General features: G+C 72.1%; 22 protein-coding genes. 5 read left to right on the forward strand and 17 right to left on the reverse strand.

Annotated elements, in window-relative coordinates; genetic code table 11:
- Positions 1–91 precede the first annotated feature (91 nt).
- Positions 92–2,029, forward strand: a complete 1,938-nt coding sequence (gene pknB / locus CRP29_RS21730; RefSeq protein ID WP_097197155.1) for a Stk1 family PASTA domain-containing Ser/Thr kinase — start codon at positions 92–94, stop codon at positions 2,027–2,029.
- Positions 2,030–2,197: 168 nt separating this feature from the next.
- On the opposite strand, the gene CRP29_RS21735 is transcribed toward pknB, so the two are convergent.
- Positions 2,198–2,878 carry an aminodeoxychorismate/anthranilate synthase component II gene (locus CRP29_RS21735; RefSeq protein WP_097197156.1) on the reverse strand — a complete coding sequence of 227 codons (681 nt, stop codon included), beginning with the start codon at positions 2,876–2,878 and terminating at the stop codon, positions 2,198–2,200.
- A gap of 34 nt (positions 2,879–2,912) precedes the next feature.
- Complete coding sequence (locus CRP29_RS21740) at positions 2,913–3,641, reverse strand: DUF881 domain-containing protein (protein WP_245853178.1); 729 nt, start codon at positions 3,639–3,641, stop codon at positions 2,913–2,915.
- A 150-nt stretch (positions 3,642–3,791) separates the two neighbouring features.
- On the opposite strand from CRP29_RS21740, the gene crgA reads away from it, so the two are divergent.
- The gene (gene crgA / locus CRP29_RS21745; RefSeq protein WP_097197158.1) at positions 3,792–4,067 is read left to right on the forward strand and encodes a cell division protein CrgA; all 276 of its coding nucleotides are present in this window, start codon (positions 3,792–3,794) and stop codon (positions 4,065–4,067) included.
- A 439-nt stretch (positions 4,068–4,506) separates the two neighbouring features.
- Here the strand turns inward: crgA and CRP29_RS21750 are convergent, their stop codons facing one another.
- On the reverse strand, positions 4,507–5,667 hold the full coding sequence (locus tag CRP29_RS21750; RefSeq protein WP_097197159.1) for a thiolase family protein: 1,161 nt from the start codon (positions 5,665–5,667) through the stop codon (positions 4,507–4,509).
- 93 nt (positions 5,668–5,760) lie between these two features.
- On the opposite strand from CRP29_RS21750, the gene CRP29_RS21755 reads away from it, so the two are divergent.
- Complete coding sequence (locus CRP29_RS21755) at positions 5,761–6,174, forward strand: PH domain-containing protein (RefSeq protein WP_245853179.1); 414 nt, start codon at positions 5,761–5,763, stop codon at positions 6,172–6,174.
- Here CRP29_RS21755 and CRP29_RS21760 read toward each other — a convergent pair.
- The 10 genes from CRP29_RS21760 to CRP29_RS21805 form a co-directional block, all read right to left on the reverse strand.
- Positions 6,171–6,932: a rhomboid family intramembrane serine protease gene (locus tag CRP29_RS21760; protein WP_097197160.1), complete on the reverse strand. Its 762-nt coding sequence runs from the start codon at positions 6,930–6,932 to the stop codon at positions 6,171–6,173. The genes CRP29_RS21755 and CRP29_RS21760 overlap by 4 nt on opposite strands.
- 134 nt (positions 6,933–7,066) lie before the next feature.
- Positions 7,067–7,600 carry a peptidylprolyl isomerase gene (locus CRP29_RS21765; protein ID WP_097197161.1) on the reverse strand — a complete coding sequence of 178 codons (534 nt, stop codon included), beginning with the start codon at positions 7,598–7,600 and terminating at the stop codon, positions 7,067–7,069.
- Positions 7,601–7,647: 47 nt separating this feature from the next.
- The gene (locus CRP29_RS21770) at positions 7,648–8,757 is read right to left on the reverse strand and encodes a S49 family peptidase (protein WP_141437195.1); all 1,110 of its coding nucleotides are present in this window, start codon (positions 8,755–8,757) and stop codon (positions 7,648–7,650) included.
- 233 nt (positions 8,758–8,990) lie between these two features.
- The gene (locus CRP29_RS21775) at positions 8,991–9,485 is read right to left on the reverse strand and encodes a DUF1059 domain-containing protein (RefSeq protein ID WP_097197163.1); all 495 of its coding nucleotides are present in this window, start codon (positions 9,483–9,485) and stop codon (positions 8,991–8,993) included.
- Positions 9,486–9,644: 159 nt separating this feature from the next.
- The gene (locus CRP29_RS21780) at positions 9,645–10,679 is read right to left on the reverse strand and encodes an alpha/beta fold hydrolase (RefSeq protein WP_097197164.1); all 1,035 of its coding nucleotides are present in this window, start codon (positions 10,677–10,679) and stop codon (positions 9,645–9,647) included.
- 25 nt (positions 10,680–10,704) lie between these two features.
- On the reverse strand, positions 10,705–11,532 hold the full coding sequence (locus tag CRP29_RS21785; RefSeq protein ID WP_176523086.1) for an MOSC domain-containing protein: 828 nt from the start codon (positions 11,530–11,532) through the stop codon (positions 10,705–10,707).
- A 71-nt stretch (positions 11,533–11,603) separates the two neighbouring features.
- Positions 11,604–11,876 (reverse strand): FmdB family zinc ribbon protein, encoded by a 273-nt coding sequence (locus tag CRP29_RS21790; protein ID WP_097197166.1) that lies wholly within the window; start codon positions 11,874–11,876, stop codon positions 11,604–11,606.
- A gap of 83 nt (positions 11,877–11,959) precedes the next feature.
- Positions 11,960–13,222: a formamidase gene (gene fmdA, locus CRP29_RS21795; protein WP_097197167.1), complete on the reverse strand. Its 1,263-nt coding sequence runs from the start codon at positions 13,220–13,222 to the stop codon at positions 11,960–11,962.
- 773 nt (positions 13,223–13,995) lie between these two features.
- Complete coding sequence (locus CRP29_RS21800; protein WP_097197168.1) at positions 13,996–14,565, reverse strand: hypothetical protein; 570 nt, start codon at positions 14,563–14,565, stop codon at positions 13,996–13,998.
- Positions 14,566–14,571: 6 nt separating this feature from the next.
- Complete coding sequence (locus tag CRP29_RS21805; RefSeq protein WP_097197189.1) at positions 14,572–14,784, reverse strand: hypothetical protein; 213 nt, start codon at positions 14,782–14,784, stop codon at positions 14,572–14,574.
- A gap of 533 nt (positions 14,785–15,317) precedes the next feature.
- On the opposite strand from CRP29_RS21805, the gene CRP29_RS22945 reads away from it, so the two are divergent.
- Positions 15,318–15,485 carry a hypothetical protein gene (locus tag CRP29_RS22945; RefSeq protein WP_164704576.1) on the forward strand — a complete coding sequence of 56 codons (168 nt, stop codon included), beginning with the start codon at positions 15,318–15,320 and terminating at the stop codon, positions 15,483–15,485.
- Positions 15,486–15,641: 156 nt separating this feature from the next.
- Here CRP29_RS22945 and CRP29_RS21815 read toward each other — a convergent pair whose 3' ends face one another.
- The 4 genes from CRP29_RS21815 to CRP29_RS21830 form a co-directional block, all read right to left on the reverse strand.
- Positions 15,642–16,232, reverse strand: a complete 591-nt coding sequence (locus tag CRP29_RS21815) for a DinB family protein (protein ID WP_176523087.1) — start codon at positions 16,230–16,232, stop codon at positions 15,642–15,644.
- 68 nt (positions 16,233–16,300) lie between these two features.
- On the reverse strand, positions 16,301–16,909 hold the full coding sequence (locus CRP29_RS21820; protein ID WP_097197169.1) for a cadmium resistance transporter: 609 nt from the start codon (positions 16,907–16,909) through the stop codon (positions 16,301–16,303).
- 130 nt (positions 16,910–17,039) lie between these two features.
- Positions 17,040–17,288, reverse strand: coding sequence for a hypothetical protein (locus tag CRP29_RS21825; protein ID WP_097197170.1), 249 nt, complete (start codon positions 17,286–17,288; stop codon positions 17,040–17,042).
- Positions 17,285–17,677 (reverse strand): ArsR/SmtB family transcription factor, encoded by a 393-nt coding sequence (locus CRP29_RS21830; RefSeq protein WP_097197171.1) that lies wholly within the window; start codon positions 17,675–17,677, stop codon positions 17,285–17,287. Before CRP29_RS21830 ends, CRP29_RS21825 begins: the two co-directional genes overlap by 4 nt.
- Before the next feature lie 378 nt (positions 17,678–18,055).
- On the opposite strand from CRP29_RS21830, the gene CRP29_RS21835 reads away from it, so the two are divergent.
- Positions 18,056–18,330, forward strand: a 275-nt coding sequence (locus tag CRP29_RS21835) for a relaxase domain-containing protein (RefSeq protein WP_141437196.1), incomplete at its 3' end; no start/stop codon positions are given.

Below are 18,330 nucleotides of genomic sequence, written 5' to 3' on the forward strand. Positions count from 1 at the left end.
TCGGCATCCTGCCCGCAGTGCGCCCCGGCCGCTGCCCGCGTGCCGCGGTCCGTGCCCGGACGACGCACGCTCCCGTTCGAGAGGACCTCCGATGACCACGCCGCAGGTGCTCGGCGAGCGCTACGAGATCGGCGAGGTGCTCGGCCGCGGCGGGATGGCCGAGGTCCACCACGGCCGCGATCTCCGGCTGGGCCGCGAGGTGGCGGTCAAGGTGCTGCGCAACGACCTGGCCCGCGACCCGTCCTTCCAGGTGCGCTTCCGCCGCGAGGCGCAGGCCTCGGCCTCGCTCAACCACCCGGCCATCGTCGCGGTGTACGACACCGGCGAGGACCGCACCGCGCTCGGGGCGACCCCGTACATCGTCATGGAGTACGTCGAGGGCGAGACGCTGCGCGACGTCATCCGACGCGAGGGCCACCTGCCCGCCGAGCGCGCGATGACGCTGGCCGCCGACATCTGCGGCGCCCTGGACTTCAGCCACCGCAACGGCATCGTGCACCGGGACGTGAAGCCCGGGAACGTGATGATCACGCCGCAGGGCACCGTCAAGGTGATGGACTTCGGCATCGCCCGGGCGGTGTCGGACTCCGCGGCGACGATGACCTCCACCGCCGCCGTCATAGGGACCGCCCAGTACCTCTCCCCCGAGCAGGCCCGAGGCGAGAGCGTCGACGCCCGCTCCGACGTCTACTCCCTCGGCTGCATGCTCTACGAGCTGGTCACCGGCGCGCCGCCGTTCACCGGCGACTCCCCCGTGGCCGTGGCCTACCAGCACGTGCGCGAGGACCCGCGGCTGCCGTCGTCGATCAACCCGGAGATCCCGGCCGAGCTGGACGCCATCGTCCTCAAGGCCATGAGCAAGAACCCGGCCAACCGGTACCAGTCGGCCGCGGACATGCGCAACGACCTGCTCCGGGCGCTCGCCGGGCAGCGGGTCGAGGCGACGCCGGTCATGGGCGACGCCGAGAAGACCGCGATCATCGGCGCCGCGCCCGCCTACGGCGGCTACGACGAGTGGGACGACGAGGACGAGCAGGCCAGGCGCAAGAAGCGTCGGATCATCATCGCCGTCGTCTCCGTGCTGGCCGTGCTGCTCCTCGGCGGCGCCATCGCCGCCGCGCTCTCGATGGGCGGCGACGAGCCGACCGAGCCCACCGTCGCCCAGGTGCAGGTGCCCCCGCTGCAGAACCTGCCCGAGGCCGACGCGGTCGCCGCGCTCACCGCGGTCGGCCTCGAGGCCGGGACCCGCACCCCCCGCGTGGTCACCGATGAGGCCCAGGTCGGCCTGGTGCTGGACAGCACCCCGGCCAGCGGCGCGCAGGTCGACGAGGGCAGCGAGGTCGACCTGATCGTCGGCACCGCGCCCGACACCGTGCTGGTGCCCAACATCGTCGGTCTGGACGAGCAGCGTGCCCGCGCCGCCCTCGAGCGGGCCGGCTTCGACGGCACGATCGAGCTCGAGGACGAGGAGTCGCTGGAGAAGGCGGGCCTGGTGGCGGCGGTGAGCCCCGCGGAGGGCCAGCCGATCTCTCCCGACGGCACGCTCACCCTCGGCATCTCCACCGGGAGCGTGCGGCTGCCCGACGTGCTCAACCGGAGCGAGGTCGACGCCCGCAAGGCGCTGACCGACGCCGGGTTCAGCGAGGCCCAGATCAGCACCGAGCAGGTCGCTTCCCCGCAGCCGCCCGGAACCGTCGTCGCCACCAACCCCGGCGGGGGCAGCGCGGCGACCGCCGACACCCGGATCGTCCTGCAGGTCTCCGGTGGCCGCGGCGACATCGTCGTCCTCAACGTCGCGGGTCAGTCGCCGTCGGCGGCCGAGGCCAACCTGCGGGCCGTCGGGTTCACCAGCTTCGTGCGGGAGACGGTCGAGAACGACGGCTCGGTCGGCGCCGGGCAGGTCCTGACGACCGAGCCGCCGCCGGGCACCACGGTGCCTTCGGACACGACGATCATCCTGCTGATCGCCGGCGCCGAGGCCCCGCCCACCGCACCTGCGACCGGCACCGGGACGGGCACCGGCAACTGAGCACCGCATGACGAAGGGCTCCTCCCGATCCGGGAGGAGCCCTTCGTCGTTCGTGGACCCCGCTGGGATCAGGGACCCTGATCGTGCTGCTTCCTCCCTCACGTCCCACGGTGAGGGAGGACGCTCGATGATCAGGTCACCTGATCGTCGCGGGGTGGACCGGAGCGGTCAGGCGGTGGCGACGTTCAGCCGCTCGGCGGCCGCCGAGGCCGCCTCCAGGGCCGCCGGGTCGGGGGCCAGGCCGCAGGTGGTCAGCCAGGTGGCCAGCATCCGGTGCCCGCCCTCGGTGAGGACCGACTCCGGGTGGAACTGGACGCCCTCGATCGGCAGCTCGCGGTGCCGCAGCGCCATGACGATGCCCGACGGCGTGTGCCCGGTGACCTCCAGCTCGCCGGGCACCGTGGCGGCGTCGACGGCGAGCGAGTGGTACCGGGTGGCGGTGAAGGGCGAGGGCAGGCCGGCCAGCACGCCGACGCCGTCGTGCACCACCTGGCTCGTCTTGCCGTGCAGCAGCTCGGGAGCGCGCACCACGTGCCCGCCGAACGCCTCCGCGATCGCCTGGTGGCCGAGGCAGACCCCGAGCACGGGCACCCCCTGCGCGGCCGCGGCGTGCACCATCGGCACCGTGACGCCGGCGTCCGCCGGGGTGCCGGGGCCGGGGGAGAGCAGGACACCGGCGACGTCGAGGTCGGCGAGCTCGTCGACGGTGACGGCGTCGTTGCGCCGCACGATGCAGCGCACGCCCAGCTGGCCCAGGTACTGGACCAGGTTGTAGACGAAGCTGTCGAAGTTGTCGACGACGAGGACCGGCCGGTCGGCGGTCCCGGTGGTGCGGCTCTCGGCGGGCACGGCTCCCCCGGTGTGGTCGGTCGGGCGCTGACGTTCAGCCCGCGGCGGCGTACTGCAGCGCCAGGGGGCCATCGTAGGCGGGCACCTCGACCTGGGTCCGGTCGCGCACCTCGTAGGTCAGCCCGAAGGCGTCCACGACCTGCCGGAAGACGGCGATCTGCGGAGAGGCGGCCAGCTGCTCGCGCACCGCCGCGGTGTCCACGACGGCGGAGATGACGAACGGCGGCGAGTAGGTGCGCCCCTGCAGCAGCAGGGTGTTGCCCACGCACCGGACGGCGCTGGTGGCGATCAGCCGCTGGTCCATCACCGCGACCCCGGTGGCGCCCGCGGCCCACATGGCGTTCACGACGGCCTGGACGTCGGACTGGTGGATGACGAGGTCGTCCGGCCGGGCACCCACCGGCAGGCTGCCGTCGGGGCGCCTGGGGGCGTCGTCGAGCGTGACCACCATCCCGGCGCCGCTGACGGCCGCCAGCCCGGCGGCCGGGACGCCGGCCTCGCCCGCGGCCCGTGCGTCGGCGACGGCGCCGTCCCGGGCCGCTGCCTGCTCGGTGAGCTGCTCGGAGCGGCCCTCCAGCTCCGCCAGGCGCCGCTCCTGGCCCGCGATGGCGTCCTCGCGCTCACGGATCAGCGCGGAGAGCTCGGTGACCTCACCGGCCCGCAGGTCGGTCCCCTGGGCGGTGCTGCCCGAGGTGGCGAACAGCAGGCCCGCCGCGAGGGCGACGACGGGCACCAGCGCCCCCCAGGCCGACAGACGGGCCACGGGCACCTCCTGCGTCGCTCCGGCGGACGACGACGGTCATCCGTGGGGGTTCCGCCACCGTGGCGGCGTCGTCGTGCTCCGTCCACAGCTTAGGCTGGGTTCCGTCACGGCCGGTGAGGACGCACCCGGCCACCCGGAGGGAGCAGGTACGTGCCCAAGTCGAAGGTGCGCAAGAAGTCCGTCTACACCCCACCCGAGGGTGTGCTCCAGTCCCGCTCGGCGGCGCAGGCACGCCTGGCGCAGCCCAGCCCCCGCTGGTACGTGGCGCTCATGATCGGGCTGCTGCTGGTCGGCCTGCTCTGGATCGTCGTGTACTACGTCGCCGGCGACGAGATCCCGTTCATGGTGTCGCTGAACTCGTGGAACTTCGCGATCGGCTTCGGCGCGATGGTGGCCGGTCTGGTCATGTCGATGCGCTGGCGCTGACCTTCCCCCACGCCGCGCGCAGGCCCTCGTCCCCACCGGGACGGGGGCCTGCGTCGTTCCCGGGGTCTGTGCACAGCCGATCACCGTCGTCCACAGGTCGACATGGCGCCCCACCCCCAGGGTTGTCCACCGGATGTGGAGGGACGGGACCGGCCCGTACCGCGCTGACCTGCGCAGATGGGCGGGCTGGGACGGGTGTGACGGATCGTCCATGCGCGTAACTACACGACTGTGAGTCTGTCCCCAGCTGTGCATGCAGCTGTGGACGAGTCGACTTGTCCGCCGGTGCGGGACGGTCGTCGCACGCCGGGCATACCCGCTCTGACCTGCGGCGACACCTCGAACGGCGCCCTCTCGGACCCCCGGACGACGACAGCCCCCGGCACCGGTTCGGTGTCGGGGGCTGTCGTCGGCGGCCCTGGGGACCGCGGCGTGTGGATCAGGCGTCGATGAGCTCCAGGATGGTGGCGTTGGCCATGCCGCCGCCCTCGCACATCGTCTGCAGGCCGTAGCGGCTGCCGGTGTTGCGCATCCGGTGGATGAGCGTCGTCATCAGGCGGGCACCGGAGCCACCCAGCGGGTGACCCAGGGCGATCGCCCCGCCCATCGGGTTGAGCCGGCTGGTGTCGGCGCCGGTCTCGACGGCCCAGGCCATCGGCACGGGCGCGAACGCCTCGTTGACCTCGAACACGCCGATGTCGTCGATCGACAGACCCGAGCGGTCCAGGACCTTCTTGGTGGCCGGGATCGGCGCGGTCAGCATGATGATCGGGTCGTCGCCCGCCATGACGGTGGTGTGGATGCGCACCAGCGGGGTGAGGCCGAGCTCGCGGGCCTTCTCGCTGGTGGTGATCAGCAGGGCGGCCGAGCCGTCGGAGATCTGGCTGGCGTTGCCGGCGCTGATGACGCCGTTCTCCTTGAAGGGGGTCTTCAGGGAGCCGAGCTTCTCAAGCGTGCCGCCGGGGCGGATGCCCTCGTCCAGGCTGATCACGCCCTCCGCGGTGGTGACGGGGGCGATCTCCTCCTCGAAGGCGCCGTCGGCCTGGGCCTTCGCGGCCTTCTCGTGCGAGGAGAGGGCGAACTCGTCGAGCTGGGTGCGGGAGAAGCCCCAGCGCTCGGCGATCATCTCGGCGCCGACGCCCTGGTTGATCGTCTGGCCGGCGTAGCGCTCCATGAACTTCGGGCCCATCGGGCGGCCGGCGCCGGAGGCCGGGTTGCTGGCCGAGCCCATGGGCACCCGGCTCATCATCTCGACGCCACCGGCGACGACGACGTCGGCCTGGCCGCTGATGACGGTGGCGGCCGCGAACGCGACGGCCTGCTGCGACGAGCCGCACTGGCGGTCGACGGTGGTGCCGGGGACGGCCTCGGGCCAGCCGGCGGCCAGCGCGGCGCTGCGCGCGATGTTGAAGGTCTGCTCGCCGACCTGGCTCACGCAGCCCCAGATGACGTCCTCGACGACGGCCGGGTCGATGCCCGAACGCTCGACGAGGGACTCGAGCACGTGCGCGGAGAGGTCGACGGCGTGCACGCCCGACAGCCCTCCGCCTCGCTTGCCGACCGGCGTGCGTACGGCGGCACAGATGACGGCATCCCGCATGGAGTTACTCCTCGTCGACGTTTCCGGGCGCGCCCGAACGGTCCGCCCTGACTGCCATCGTATGACCTGGCCGACACCTGACAAGGTCCCCCCGTGACCTGGACCACCCGGATGAACGAAACCGCGGCCGTGGCGGTGCTCGGAGCGCTGCTCGCAGCGGGGGCACTGCTCGTCGACGACGCCCCCGGCCGGCTGCTGCTGGGCGTGGGCGCCGCGCTGTCCCTGGGCCAGGCCGCGCGCGACCTGCTGCTGCGCCCGCGCCTCACGGCCGGGCCCGACGGCGTCGACGTGCGCCGGCTCCCGGGGCGGCTGCACCTGCCGTGGCCGCAGCTGCAGGTGAGCGTCCGCGAGACCCGGCGGCTCGGGATGCGGACGGTCACGCTGGAGCTCGACACCGCCTCGGACCGGGACGACGACGGCGTGCTCGTCGTCCTCGGCCGGCGGGATCTCGGCGCCGATCCACGGGAGGTGGCGCGCCGGCTGCACGAGCTGGACCCGACGGGCTAGAGGTTCAGCACCGTCAGCGTCGGCACGGTCAGGGCGACGACGAGCAGGACCACCGCGAGCAGCCCCACGCCGGCCACCTGGAACTGCGGGCGGCGCCGGACCAGCAGGAGCACGCCCGCGGCCAGCGCACCGGCGACGAGCCCGCCGAGGTGCCCGAGCAGCGAGATCCCGGGCAGGAAGCTGATGAACACGTTGATCGCCAGCAGGGTGAGCAGGCCGCGCACGTCCTGCCGGCCGGCCAGCATGAGCACGCCCAGCGCGCCGAGCAGCCCGTAGATGGCGGCGGAGGCGCCGGCGACGACCACGTTCGGGTCACCGAGCACCTGGATCGCGACCGCGCCGCCGAGGGCCGAGGCGAGGTAGACGGCGACGTAGCGGGCCCGGCCCAGCTGCCGCTCCAGCTCGGAGCCGAAGATCAGCAGGGCGAGCATGTTCATCGCGAGGTGCACCGGGCCGATGTGCAGGAACGCCGCGGTGAGCACCCGCCACCACTCGTCGAGGTAGTGGACGCCGGCGGGCCACTGGGCCAGGTCGACGAAGACCGGCGACCGCTGGTTGTCCGCCGGGGAGTTCCCCACGGAGAAGGCCGACACCGCGGTGACGACGAACATCGCCACGTTGAGGGCGATGAGAGCGAGGGTGACGACCCCCCAGCGCCGTCCCGCAGCCCGCAGGCCGCCGGTGCGCGCCGTCCGGACGGTCGCGTTCCCGGCCCGGACGCACTCCGGGCACTGGAAGCCGACGGAGGCCGGGACCATGCACTCCGGGCAGATGGGCCGGCCGCAGCGCGTGCAGACGATGCCGGTGGGCCGGTCCGGGTGCCGGTAGCAGGTGGCGGGCAGGGGCGCCGGCTGGTCGATCCGGCCGGCGCCCCCGTCGTCCGGGGTGGTGCTCAGCTGCGCTGCACCTCGACGGACTGGATCACCACGTCCTCGAGGGGCTTGTCGCCGCGAGCGGTCGGAACGGCGGCGATCTTGTCGACGACCTCGCGGCTGGCCGGGTCGGTGACCTCGCCGAAGATCGTGTGCTTGCGGTTCAGGTGCGGCGTCGGGCCCACGGTGATGAAGAACTGCGAGCCGTTGGTGCCGGGGCCGGCGTTGGCCATCGCCAGGAGGTAGGGGCGGTCGAAGGCGAGCTCGGGGTGGAACTCGTCGCCGAACTGGTAGCCCGGGCCACCGAAGCCCTGACCGAGGGGGTCGCCGCCCTGGATCATGAAGCCGGAGATGACGCGGTGGAAGATCGTGCCGTCGTAGAGCTTGTCGGTCGTCTTCTTGCGGGTCTCGGGGTGCGTCCACTCACGGGCGCCCTCGGCGAGGTCGGCGAAGTTCGCGACCGTCTTGGGGGCGTGGTCGGGGAACAGGTCCACCGTGATGTCGCCGTAGTTGGTGTGCAGGACCGCGCGGCGGGCGGGAGTCGATTCAGTCACCCCTCCAGTCTCCCACTGCCGCGCCCGCCGCGAGGGGGCGGCAGTGCTCAGCTGCCGGTGCAGGGGGCGGAGAGGTCGCCGTGGAACGCCAGGACGAGCGGGGCTCCGGAGCACACGGTGCTGCGGCCGGGCTCCAGGGCAGCGGCGCCGGTCCCGCCCGCGGGCGACCGCGCGGACAGGAAGACCTCGAGCAGCCCGGGCCCGCTGACCCGGTCGACCCGGGTGTCGTCGGGGTCCACGTCGTTCATCCCGGCGGCGTACCGGTAGGCCTCGTCCCGCCCCAGGACCTCGTCCACCAGGCCCAGGTCCACCGCGGTCGCGCCGTCGAAGACGAAGGCGCCGAGCTCGTCGACGACGGTCTGCGCCGGGATGCCCCGCGCCTCGGAGACCCACGCGACGAACTCCGCGTACTCGCGGTCCAGGCCGACGCCCAGGACCGCCCGCTCCTCGTCGGTCATGTCGCGGTACGGGTTGCCCAGGTCCTTGCCGCGGCCGCGCGACAGGTACTCCTCGGTGACGCCACCCTCGGTGGTCACGCCCTGGTCCAGGAGCGTGCCCGGGATGCCGGTGACGTCGCGGAAGCGCTGGAACGGGCCCATGACGACGCCGATGCTGCCGACGAGGCTGCCGTGGTCGGCCACGATCCGGTCGGCCCCGGCCATCGCGTAGACGCCGCCCGAGGCGGACATCCCCTGCACGTGCGCCATCACCTGGTGGCCGGTCCGCTCTTGGTAGCGCTCCACGGCGTCCGCGATCGCACGCGAGCCGTAGATCGTGCCACCCGGGGTGTTCAGCTCCAGGATCAGCCCGTCGGCGTCGTCGGCCTCGAGTGCGTCGATGACGTCCGCGACCTCGTAGCCGTAGGTGGTCCCGCCGAAGGTGGCGCCGTCGCTCTCCCCGCCGAGGATGACGCCCGTGACCGGGACGGCTACCAGCCTCGCCCCGGCCGACGGGTCGCCCCAGACGGTCTCGGTCACCGGCTCGGTCGTCCCGCTCCCGTCACCTCCGGACACCAGCCCCACCACGGCGATCACCATGACGACGACGAGCCCGAAGCCGACCACGCCCAGGCCGATCCCGGCGCCCAGGCTCGCCCCCAGCCCGAGGCCGAAGCCGCGCTTGAAGGCACCCGGCTCCCGCGGCGGCGGAGGGGGCATGGGACGCCAGGCCGGTGCCGGAGGCGCAGGCGGCATGGGAGGCGCAGGCGGCGTGGGCGGCGGCGCGTCGGCTCCCGGCGGCTGGGTGCTCACGTGAAGTCCTCCGGGGCTCGGGACGGCGAGGCCCGACCGTACTCATCCGCGTCGGCACCGCCGCACCGCCGCACCGCGCTCCAGGTGGAACAGTGCGCTTGCAGAGGGCAGAGGGCAGAGGGCAGCGGGCCGGGATCGGGCTACATCCGCATCACCATGGCGACGTCGAGGTTGCGGAACCCGGCCTCGCCCTCGGTGACCTCCTGCAGCTGCTTGGCGAAGTCGGTGGTCACCGGGTGCTCGGAGTTCCGCATCGCGGCCGCGTGGTCCGGGAAGGCGACCACCTCGACGTAGGTGTCCGGGCGGTCCCGGTCGGCCGCGACGATGCCCCAGCGGGCCGTGGTCTCGGGGCCCATGCGCTCCCGCCAGAGCTCGACCAGGTTCCGGAAACCGCCCAGGTCGCGGGCGTGGAACTCGATGAGCTGCAGGAAGGCGCCGTCCTCCAGGTCGAGGTCGGTCTCGTCCCGCATGACCGCACGGAGACCTCGTCGCAGCTCGTCCCCGTCGGTGTGCCCGTGCGTCGCGACGGCGTGTGCGGCGGCGAGCTCGAGGACCTCCTGCTCCTCACCGCTGATCGTCACGGTGCAGTTCATCTCGCTCGGCATCGACCGGCAGTCGATCGTCCTCCGTGCCACAGCTCCTCCTCGGTGCCGGGCGGCCCACGGCGCGCGGGCCGGGTGCTGACGACCGTGGCCCCGCTGCCTCCGGCCGTCCAGGGACCGAGGACCCCGCTGTCGCTCCACGTGAAACAGCGGCGCGCCGCGGCAGGTCGGGCCCGAACCCCGCCGATCCGGTCAGGCCGGGCGGGCCAGCAGCTCCGTCAGCGCCCGGTCGATGAACTCGTTGTCCGCCGGGTTCTGCCCGAGGCCGGCGAAGTGCCCGTAGATGGTCGGGATGACGCGGACCTCACCGTTCGGGATGAACTGGGACGCCCACTCCTCGTCCTCCGGCGGGAAGTACAGGTCGGTCTTCGCCGGCATGGCCAGCAGCGGGCAGCGGATGGAGCGCAGCGCCGCCTCGGTGTCGCCCTCGAAGCCGGGGGTCTTCCCGACGTCACCGTGCTCCCACGTCCAGAGCATGCCGAGCAGATCGTTGGGGTCGCGGTCGTCGAGCCAGAAGCCCTCCCAGAAGCCGACGAGGAAGTCCTCCAGGGAGGAGAAGCCGAGGTTGCGGTACTCCCGCTGCCAGTAGAAGGCCTGGGACAGGCCCCAGCCGGCGTAGATCCGGGCGAAGGCCCGCAGTCCGACGGTCGGCAGCGCGTCGGAGGAGTACCGCCCGCCGTTGAACACCGGGTCGGCGCTGAGCGCGGCGCGCAGGCTCTTCAGGAACACCTGGTTGTGCTCACTGGTGACCGACGAGCCGACGATGGGCGCTGCCCGCTTCACCATCTCGGGGTGGCTGACCGCCCACTGGTAGGTCTGGCCGGCGCCCATCGAGGACCCGAGGACCAGTTCGACGGACTCGATGCCCCACTTCTGCGTGAGCAGCCGGTGCTGCACCTCCACCTGGTCGTAGAAGGTGACCTTCGGGAAGTTCGGCCCGTCGTAGGGCGGCGGGGTGTTGCTCGGGGACGTCGACAGGCCGTTGTTCAGCTGGTTCGGGACGACGATGAAGTACTTCTCCGGGTCCAGCGCCTTCCCCGGCCCCGTCGTCCAGTCGTTGGCGTCGTGCCAGGCGCTGTACCAGGTGGGGTGCACGATCACGTTGGACCGATCGGCATTCAGCGTGCCGTAGGTCTTGTAGGCGAGCTGGGCTCCGCGCAAGGTCGCGCCGCCCTGCAGGACGACGTCCCCCAGGTCGAAGAGCTCGTGGTCGGTGGGCCGTGGCATCGGTGCTCCTCAGGGACGGGACGGGTCAGGCGGGCTGGACGGCGGGCTCGTCGAGGAGTTCGACCTGGTCGCCGCGGGAGATCTCACCCGGCTGCTCCACGGTGGCGTACATGCCGAGGATGGCCGCCCCGTTGTCGGGCAGGTGAGCGACCGGCGTGCTGAGGTCGGTCGCGAGTTCGCCGCGGTAGCGCACGATCGCCTTCAGCGTGCCGAAGTCGACCTCCCCGCTCTCGGGGTTCTCGTTGGTGACCACGCAGCGCGGCACCGGACCGACCACCTGCACGGTGGTCCCGCCGATCCGCAGTCGCCGGCCGGCCCAGGTGTCCTCCTCGTGGACGTCGCAGCCGTCGACCTCGACGAGCATGCGGAACCGCCGGTGGTCGAGTCGCTCCCCGTCAGGGGTGACGCGGCGCAGGTGGTCGAGCGTCGCGGTGGAGATCAGCGTGACGGGGTGGACGTCGACCCCGTCCCCGGGCCGGTCGACCGCCACCAGGTGGACCTCCTGCCCGACGAAGTCGCTGAGCGCGGCCGACCACGGGCCCTCGACGAGGTGCCCGTCGACGTCGCGTCCGTAGAAGTCCGTGCGCACCGCCTCGCCGAGCTCGGTGGTCCGGCCCTCCACGGGTGGTCGGCCGGGGAAGCGCAGGCGGAGGTGTGCCCCATGGCGGTCGAACTCGGCGGCGAGCCGCACGAGAGGACCGTGCTGCTTGCCGTTGAACAGCCGCCCTCGCGCGTCCACGAGGTGGAAGCGCCGGTTCTCGGGCACTCCGTTCTCGGTGACGGCCACGGTCGGCGGATGGTGCAGCGCGGTGCCCTTGACCGGGGTGGTCGAGAGCCGGGAGACGAGCGGCATGGCCCTCCGTCCGGAGTGGGTGTCGGAGCTGCTGCCGACCGTAGCCGGGGTCGGACCGCCCGGCTTCGGCATCAGTGCCGGTGCCGACCGCCGCCGGGCAGCCGCCGTCCCGCAGGCGGACCGGTGACCACCGGCTCCCCGCTGTACGCCCGGTCGACCCGTGCACGGTCCGCACGACCCGCGTCCCGCAGCACGCCGGTGGCCGGACGCCCGAACCCCACGCCGTACCAGCGCTGGGCCGGCTGGTCGCACGTCGGGCACGGCGCCGCCGCGGGCGCCTCGCGCATCGAGCGGTGCAGGTCGAACGGGCCGCACGCGGGGCAGCGGAACTCGTACAGCGGCATGCGGTGCTCCTCTCGGACGGTCGGCGGAGGTGACGCGGAGCGGGGCCGGCCCGCCCCGCGCCACCGGGTGGAAGGTCTGCAGGTCAGTCGGCCGTCAGGTCCCGCCCCCCGCCGGCACCGCCGGGCAGGATGTTCCGGTCGAAGATCGACAGCGGGACGCTGATCGACACCGCGCTGTTGGGGATGTCGACCACCCCCCCGATCCGGCCGTCGATCGGTGCTGCCCCCAGGAACAGGTAGGCCTGCTCGAACGTCCAGTCCATGGCCGGCATGAGGAAGTTGATGGCGTTGAGACAGGCCTGGCGGTAGGCCACTGTCGCGTTCATGTAGTAGTTCCGGCCGTTCTCGACGCTGATCCCCTCGAAGGTGATGAACTCCGAGTAGTTCGGGCCGACGCGGCCGGGCTTGAAGAACGGCATGGTCTGCTTGTAGCGGTCCATCCCGCCCTTGATCAGGTCGAAGTGCAGATCGATGAACCCGGGCATCTCGATGGCACCGCAGAAGGTGATCTCCCCGTCGCCCTGGGCGAAGTGCAGGTCACCGATGGAGAACTTCCCCCCGGCCACGTACACCGGCATGTAGACCCGGCTGCCCACGCCGAGGTCCTTGATGTCGACGTTGCCACCGTGTTCCCGCGGCGGGATGGTGCGGCAGGCCTCCGCGGCCGCCCGGTCCAGGTCCGCGCCGCTGAGCGTGCCCAGCAGCGCGTCCTTGGGCAGCGGAGGCAGGGCCAGCGCCGGCACCTGCGGGGTGCCGGGGACGTCGCCCTCGTGCGCCGGGATGTCGCCGGTGACCCGGTCCGGGTTCTGGTCGATCAGCGCCTGCTCCCGGCGGTTCCACTCCGCCAGCAGGTCCGCCGACGGGGCGCAACCGAAGAGCCCCGGGTGGGAGTTGCCGATGAACCGCACGCCGGGGACGTGCCGGCTGCTGGTCCAGATGCCGTCGAGGTCCCAGATCGCCTTGGACGCCTGCGGCGAGTAGTCGGTGAGGAACCCTCCGCCGTTCTCCTTGGCGAAGATCCCGGTGTAGCCCCACTCCTGTTCCTGGAACGGCCCGATGTCCACGATGTCCACGACCAGCAGGTCACCGGGTTCGGCGCCCTCGATGGCGAACGGTCCGCTGAGCATGTGGCACGGGTCGATGTTCATGTCACGGATGTCGTCGGCGTCGTCGGTGTTGCGGACCTGGTCGTCGGTCCAGTCCTTGCACTCGATCCGGTACGTGCCGCCGGGGGCGACCGTGCTGGCCGGCGGGATGTCGGGGTGCCAGCGGTTGTGGCCGGGCACCGTCTGGTCGCGCATCGACACGCTCAGGTCACGGTTGATCTCGAAGATGACGTCAGGCACGGGAACTCCTCCGGTGGCTGCGGACGGGTCGAGCACGACCTCTGGTCCCGTCGGACTGTGGTCCCGGTCACATGGCCGGTCAAGCTCCCGGCCGGCCGCCCGTCGCCGGTCCTGCTGGGATTGCCGCGTGTCCTGACGCACGGAGACGTGTCCGTCCAGCATGTCGGCTCCAGATGACCGACTGCTCCGGTTCCGTCGCGCCGATCCCGGGCCGGGACGGTGGGCCGCGCGCCGGGCGCTGCCCCGGGGGCCTAGGGGCGGGCGGGCGGGTGGCCCGGTCCCCGCACGAGCGAAGGACGGCGGCGGATCCTGTCCGCAGCACGCCGGTGCGTGGAGCGGATCCGCAGGTCGAGCGAGTGGAGACGAGGGGAATCGAACCCCTAACCCCCGCCTTGCAAAATCGACCGAGGGGTGGTTTGACAGAATGGGCTATGACTGAAAACCCATCCTGACCAGCACTTTCATCGTCGGCCGTCGTCGGGCGATGTTGGCCGTTTTCGGCCGTTTTGCGGACTATCTGCGGACTGTGTGCGGACTGGACGCATCACAGCCGTCGCTCCGACTGCTGCGTTCGGAGGCGGCACCCGCCCCATCCCCGCAGGAGCCTCTCCGACTGCGCCGGCCGCCGGAAGGGCGCTGCGCGTCCCTGCGGGATGGGCCTGCGGCCCACCCTTCCCCCGGCGCTGCACAGTCGGAGGCGAGCTGGTTATGGGGAAGCGGAGTAGACACTCGGCTGACCGCCCACGTTCTGCTTCGGCGCGGGAGGGCTGACGTCACCGATCCGCTGGTGGCGATGGCGGGTCCTCCGACCAGGATCGGTAGAGCTGGTGGATGCCCTCGGACTCGGCCAGCACGGTGCGCCACCGGGGATTCTGCGGCTCCCCGCCCATCTCAATGCACCACTGCACCGCCGACTCGAGGGTCTGTCGCGGCGTGACGAAGTGCCCGTCAGGTCGGACGGTGTAGAGGTGGAGGTGCGGGAAGGTGGCGTGACTCCGACCGGTCGGGTGCCAGTGCATCGCCCACAGCTTCGCGTTGTCCGGAGTCCTGAACTCGTACAGGTAAGCCGAGGTGGTGACCCGCCAGCGCCCCTGCTCGATGTCGTACCTCTCGGGGTCGGTCGGGACGATCCGATAATGCATGGACGCCAGGAACCGGCAGCCGGCTGCGTCACCACGCAGGAGGAGGCCGTCGCCGCCGTTGAGGCTCCACAGGTGCGTCTTGCCCGCGGTGGCGCGGCCGCCCGGCGAAACGACGATCTTGCCGACTCCGAGGCAGGCTACCGCCCGCTCAAGAGGGGTCAGGAACGCCTCGACCGCTTGATACGGCGACGCTCCCGGCACGAGTCGTCAGCGCACGAGGGGCAGGGCCATGAGCACGTCGAGCAGCCCGGGATGGGCATCAGGATCGACGTCGTCGAACGTGCCCTCGTCCAGGGCGACGAGGAAGTCCTCCCCGCTCAGGTCCAGGGCACGGCGGGCGATCCGGTCGAAGGCGACGGCAGCTTCCTCGGGGGTGAGCTCCTTCGCTTCGACGGACGCATTGCTCTCCGCGATCGACACGAGCACCCCTCCTTCATCCACACGTCCCTCCACAAGGACGTCCACACCCACGTGTCTACAGGGTGCCACCGACGAAGCGATTCGGGGAGTCAAGGCGTATGCGCCCGTCACACGTTCGGGGCGGGCCGTCGCGCTCCCTGGCCGCCCGCGCCCGGCGTCGCACATCTGCCGCGACTGCGCCCGGCCCGCGGCCACGCAACCGCGGGAAGACGGCGCTGAGGCGGGAGGCTCTCCGGGCATGGACGTGACGCTGCTGTACTTCGACGGGTGCACGACCTGGCAGGTGGCTGACCAGCGGCTGCAGGAAGCGCTGGCCCGCGCCGGCCGCGACGACGTGCGTGTGCAGCGCCGCCTGGTCAGCACCCCGGAGCAGGCCGAGGCCGCGCGGTTCCGCGGGTCGCCGACGGTGCTGGTGGACGGGCGGGACCCGTTCGCAAATCCCGCTGCCCCGGTCGGCCTGTCCTGCCGGGTGTACGCACTGCGGACGGCCTGGCCGGATCACCGACGGTCGACCAGTTGCTCGCGGTCCTGCAGTGAGGCTGCCCGGCCGCCGGCTCGTCGGCACCGACGAGATCCGGTCGTGCGGCTGCTGTGGCCGCGACCTGCCGGTGACGGCCGTGCACGAGCTCGGCGCCACCCCGGGCGTCTACATCTGCCGCCGCTGCGGGTTGTGGGCCGCGACCCGGATCGGCCGCCGGTAGGACGGCACCGCCCGGTGCCCATCCGGGTCGGCGGTCAAGCGATCGGCAGACGGGGAACGATGTCGGCCAGCGACGGGCACCGGCCGACTCCTTGCACGCAAGACGTCGCGGTGTCTGTTCATCCGGTCCGGTGTTGGCCCTGCGCTGATGGCGGCGTCACCCGGCCGGTCGCTTCGGGGCCGCGGCGGCAAGGGTGAGCTGGCGGCGGTGATGCTCGAAGTGCCGGGCCGGATACCGGTACACGTCGGCCAGCGACATGAAGCCGAAATACGGGTCCCACCCGGTCGGGAACGGCATGCCGCGGTGCAGCGCCTCTTCGGGCTCGCGGTCCAGCTGGCGTTTCAGCGCAGCGGTCGTGCGGTCGGCCAACGACCCCATCCGGGCGTGGTCGAACACCCGCGCCGCGGCCACCGATCCCCAGTAGTTGATGACGTGGAACGGCCGGGTGGTGAAGTTGAGCAGCGCCGCCCATCCCCGGCCGACCGGGGCCGGCAGCCGGCTGACCAGGCGCACCAGCGGCAGCAGCACCCGCACGACGTGGAAGCCGAAGACCATGTGGAACAGCAGCTGCTCGTTGGTCCACCGGGTGCCGTCGCTGGGGCGGCGCAGGTCGGCGGCATCGGCGCCGGCGAGCAGCTCGTGTAGCGACGCCCGGGCCGCGTCCATCTCTCGCGCGATGGCCAGCCGGTCCACCAGCGATTCGCCCGCCGGCGTCGCCCCGGGCACCGTTTCCGGAGATCTGCTCATGTGACCACCGTGGCCGCCACCGCAGGCACAGGCAAGGCGCCTGTCCGCCGCATCCCCCTCCGCCGGTGCTACAGCCCGAACGCGCCGCCCTCGACGAGGATGACGATGCCGAGGCCGATCAGCACCAGCGGGAACAGTACGTGCTCCCAGCGCTCGAGAACCTCGGCGATCGGCTTGCGGGTGGCCACGAACCGGGCCGCAGCGACCAGCACCGCAACCAGGGCCAGGAACACCGCGGAGTAGGCGACGATGCCGGCGGTGCCGACGGTGGCGAACACCGGCACGTACACGCCGATGTTGTCGCCGCCGTTGGCGAACGTCACCGCCGCAACGGTCAGCGCGCTCACCGACTTCCCGGCGACCTTGCCCTCGTCGTCATCGTCATCGTCGTCGTCGCCGCGCCAGGCCCGCCAGGCTGCGAGCAGGCCGAGCGCCAGCGGGATGAGCCCGAAGTACGGGATTGCGGCCTCGGGCAGAAAGCTGCGCGCGCCCAGTGCGACGAGTACCGCCGCGGCCAGGATCGCGCCGAAGCCCAGGTACTGGCCTGCGAGGATCGCTGCGGTGGTGCCGCGCCGGCCGGCGCCGCGGGCGTAGAACAGCGACAGCACGATGATGTCGTCGATGTTGGTGACCACGAACAGGCCGAGCGCCTGCAGCGTCCAGGTGGCGACGTCCACGAACAAGTTCTCCGATCAGTGTTTGCCCGGGTGGGCGTGGTGCGGCCTTCGGCCGGTCGTGCATGTGTGGGCGTGCCGGCGAGCGGGAGCGTCTGGTGGGTGGGTGCTCCGGCGAGCGGCGCCGGGCGGGTCAGGCGGCGATGCGCTCCCGGTCGGCCGGTGCGTGCAGACGGCCGATGCCGGGCAGGAACCGGCCGGCGCGGGTGGCGAAGGCGAGGTAGGCGGCGCCGTGCACCGCGCGCAGGTACGGCTCCTCGATGCTGCGGACCTGCAGCTGCACCGCGACCACCAGCGCGGCCAGCGCCGCGGCGCCCAACCAGGCCCGCTCGGCGTCGGTTAGCTCGGAGTGCGCGTGGACCTGGGCCGGGGCCACGCTCACCGGACCGTCGTTTCAGCGGTTTCCGCGGCGCCGACAGGCAGCGGCACCGACGAGCCGGCGACCGCGGTCAGCAGTCGGTGGCCGGCGTCGGTGAGCCGGTACATGACCAGCTTGCCGTCGCGGCGGGACGTGGACAGGCCCGCGGTGCGCAGGACGCGGCAGTGGTGCGAAGCCAGGTTTTGCGACAGCTCGGTGATCCAGGCAAGGTCGCACACGCACAGCTCCTCGCCCAGCTGCAGCGCCACAGCGATGCGCAGCCGGGTGGGATCGCCCAGCGCCTTCGCCTGCGCGGCCAGCGCCCGCGCCCGCTCCTCGCCGGTCAGCGCGGCACGGACCGCCTCAGCGTGCGGCAGATCGAGACACAACAGCTCGCAGGTGTCGCCGTTCATCGGTTCCCTTCGCATCCCGGTCGAGTCCAGACCAACATAGCAACAGGCGTTGGTACGAGCGAGCTGCGGCGGGATGTCGCCGCGATCTGGTCGAGGGTCACTGGGGCCGAGCGCGACCTGACGCCAGACCGGACCAGCATTCGCAAGCGGTGATCGTCCTCGTTCACGAGTTCAGTCAAGGCAATGGATTATTGCCAATAACCACCGGCACTGATCATCTAGATGCCGCCACGTGCTGAAAGAGAACGCCAATATTCCGTGAAGAACGGCACGAATGCTACCTTTGGCGGTAGTTCGGCCCCGCTTTGCGGGGCCCATCGGCGTTTCTAGGGGTGACTTGTTGGTCATTGTCGGGTGGCGTTGAATATGCACGGTGGAATGAAGATTTACGCCGGCGCGCCGGCGGCTGCCCGGCACTACGTGGAGGCCGACCGCGGCCGGGTCGACGACTACTACCTCACCGAGGGCACCGGGATCGCCCGCCGCTTCACCACAACGGATGGTCGCGTGGCCGAGCTGGCTCCGCTGACCGGCGACGCCTACGAGACCTGGGTGGCCGGCCGCGACCCGGACACCGGCGAGCCGAGGGGGCAGCTGCGCACCGATGAGCACGCCGTGCGGTTCGCCGAGGTGGTGGTCAACGGCCCGAAGAC

Origin of the sequence: Blastococcus aggregatus (assembly GCF_900221005.1) — a bacterium.
GTDB classification, from domain to species: domain Bacteria; phylum Actinomycetota; class Actinomycetes; order Mycobacteriales; family Geodermatophilaceae; genus Blastococcus; species Blastococcus aggregatus.

Excerpts from the sequence above, each read along its gene's own strand:
- CRP29_RS21815 (WP_176523087.1), bottom strand. The coding sequence starts at position 16,232 with ATGAGCAGATCTCCGGAAACGGTGCCCGGGGCGACGCCGGCGGGCGAA.
- CRP29_RS21770 (WP_141437195.1), bottom strand. The coding sequence starts at position 8,757 with ATGCCCCCTCCGCCGCCGCGGGAGCCGGGTGCCTTCAAGCGCGGCTTC.
- CRP29_RS21760 (WP_097197160.1), bottom strand. The coding sequence starts at position 6,932 with ATGGTCCCGGCCTCCGTCGGCTTCCAGTGCCCGGAGTGCGTCCGGGCC.
- CRP29_RS21750 (WP_097197159.1), bottom strand. The coding sequence starts at position 5,667 with ATGCGGGATGCCGTCATCTGTGCCGCCGTACGCACGCCGGTCGGCAAG.
- CRP29_RS21780 (WP_097197164.1), bottom strand. The coding sequence starts at position 10,679 with ATGCCACGGCCCACCGACCACGAGCTCTTCGACCTGGGGGACGTCGTC.
- pknB (WP_097197155.1), top strand. The coding sequence starts at position 92 with ATGACCACGCCGCAGGTGCTCGGCGAGCGCTACGAGATCGGCGAGGTG.
- CRP29_RS21785 (WP_176523086.1), bottom strand. The coding sequence starts at position 11,532 with ATGCCGCTCGTCTCCCGGCTCTCGACCACCCCGGTCAAGGGCACCGCG.
- CRP29_RS21830 (WP_097197171.1), bottom strand. The coding sequence starts at position 17,677 with ATGAACGGCGACACCTGCGAGCTGTTGTGTCTCGATCTGCCGCACGCT.
- CRP29_RS21790 (WP_097197166.1), bottom strand. The coding sequence starts at position 11,876 with ATGCCGCTGTACGAGTTCCGCTGCCCCGCGTGCGGCCCGTTCGACCTG.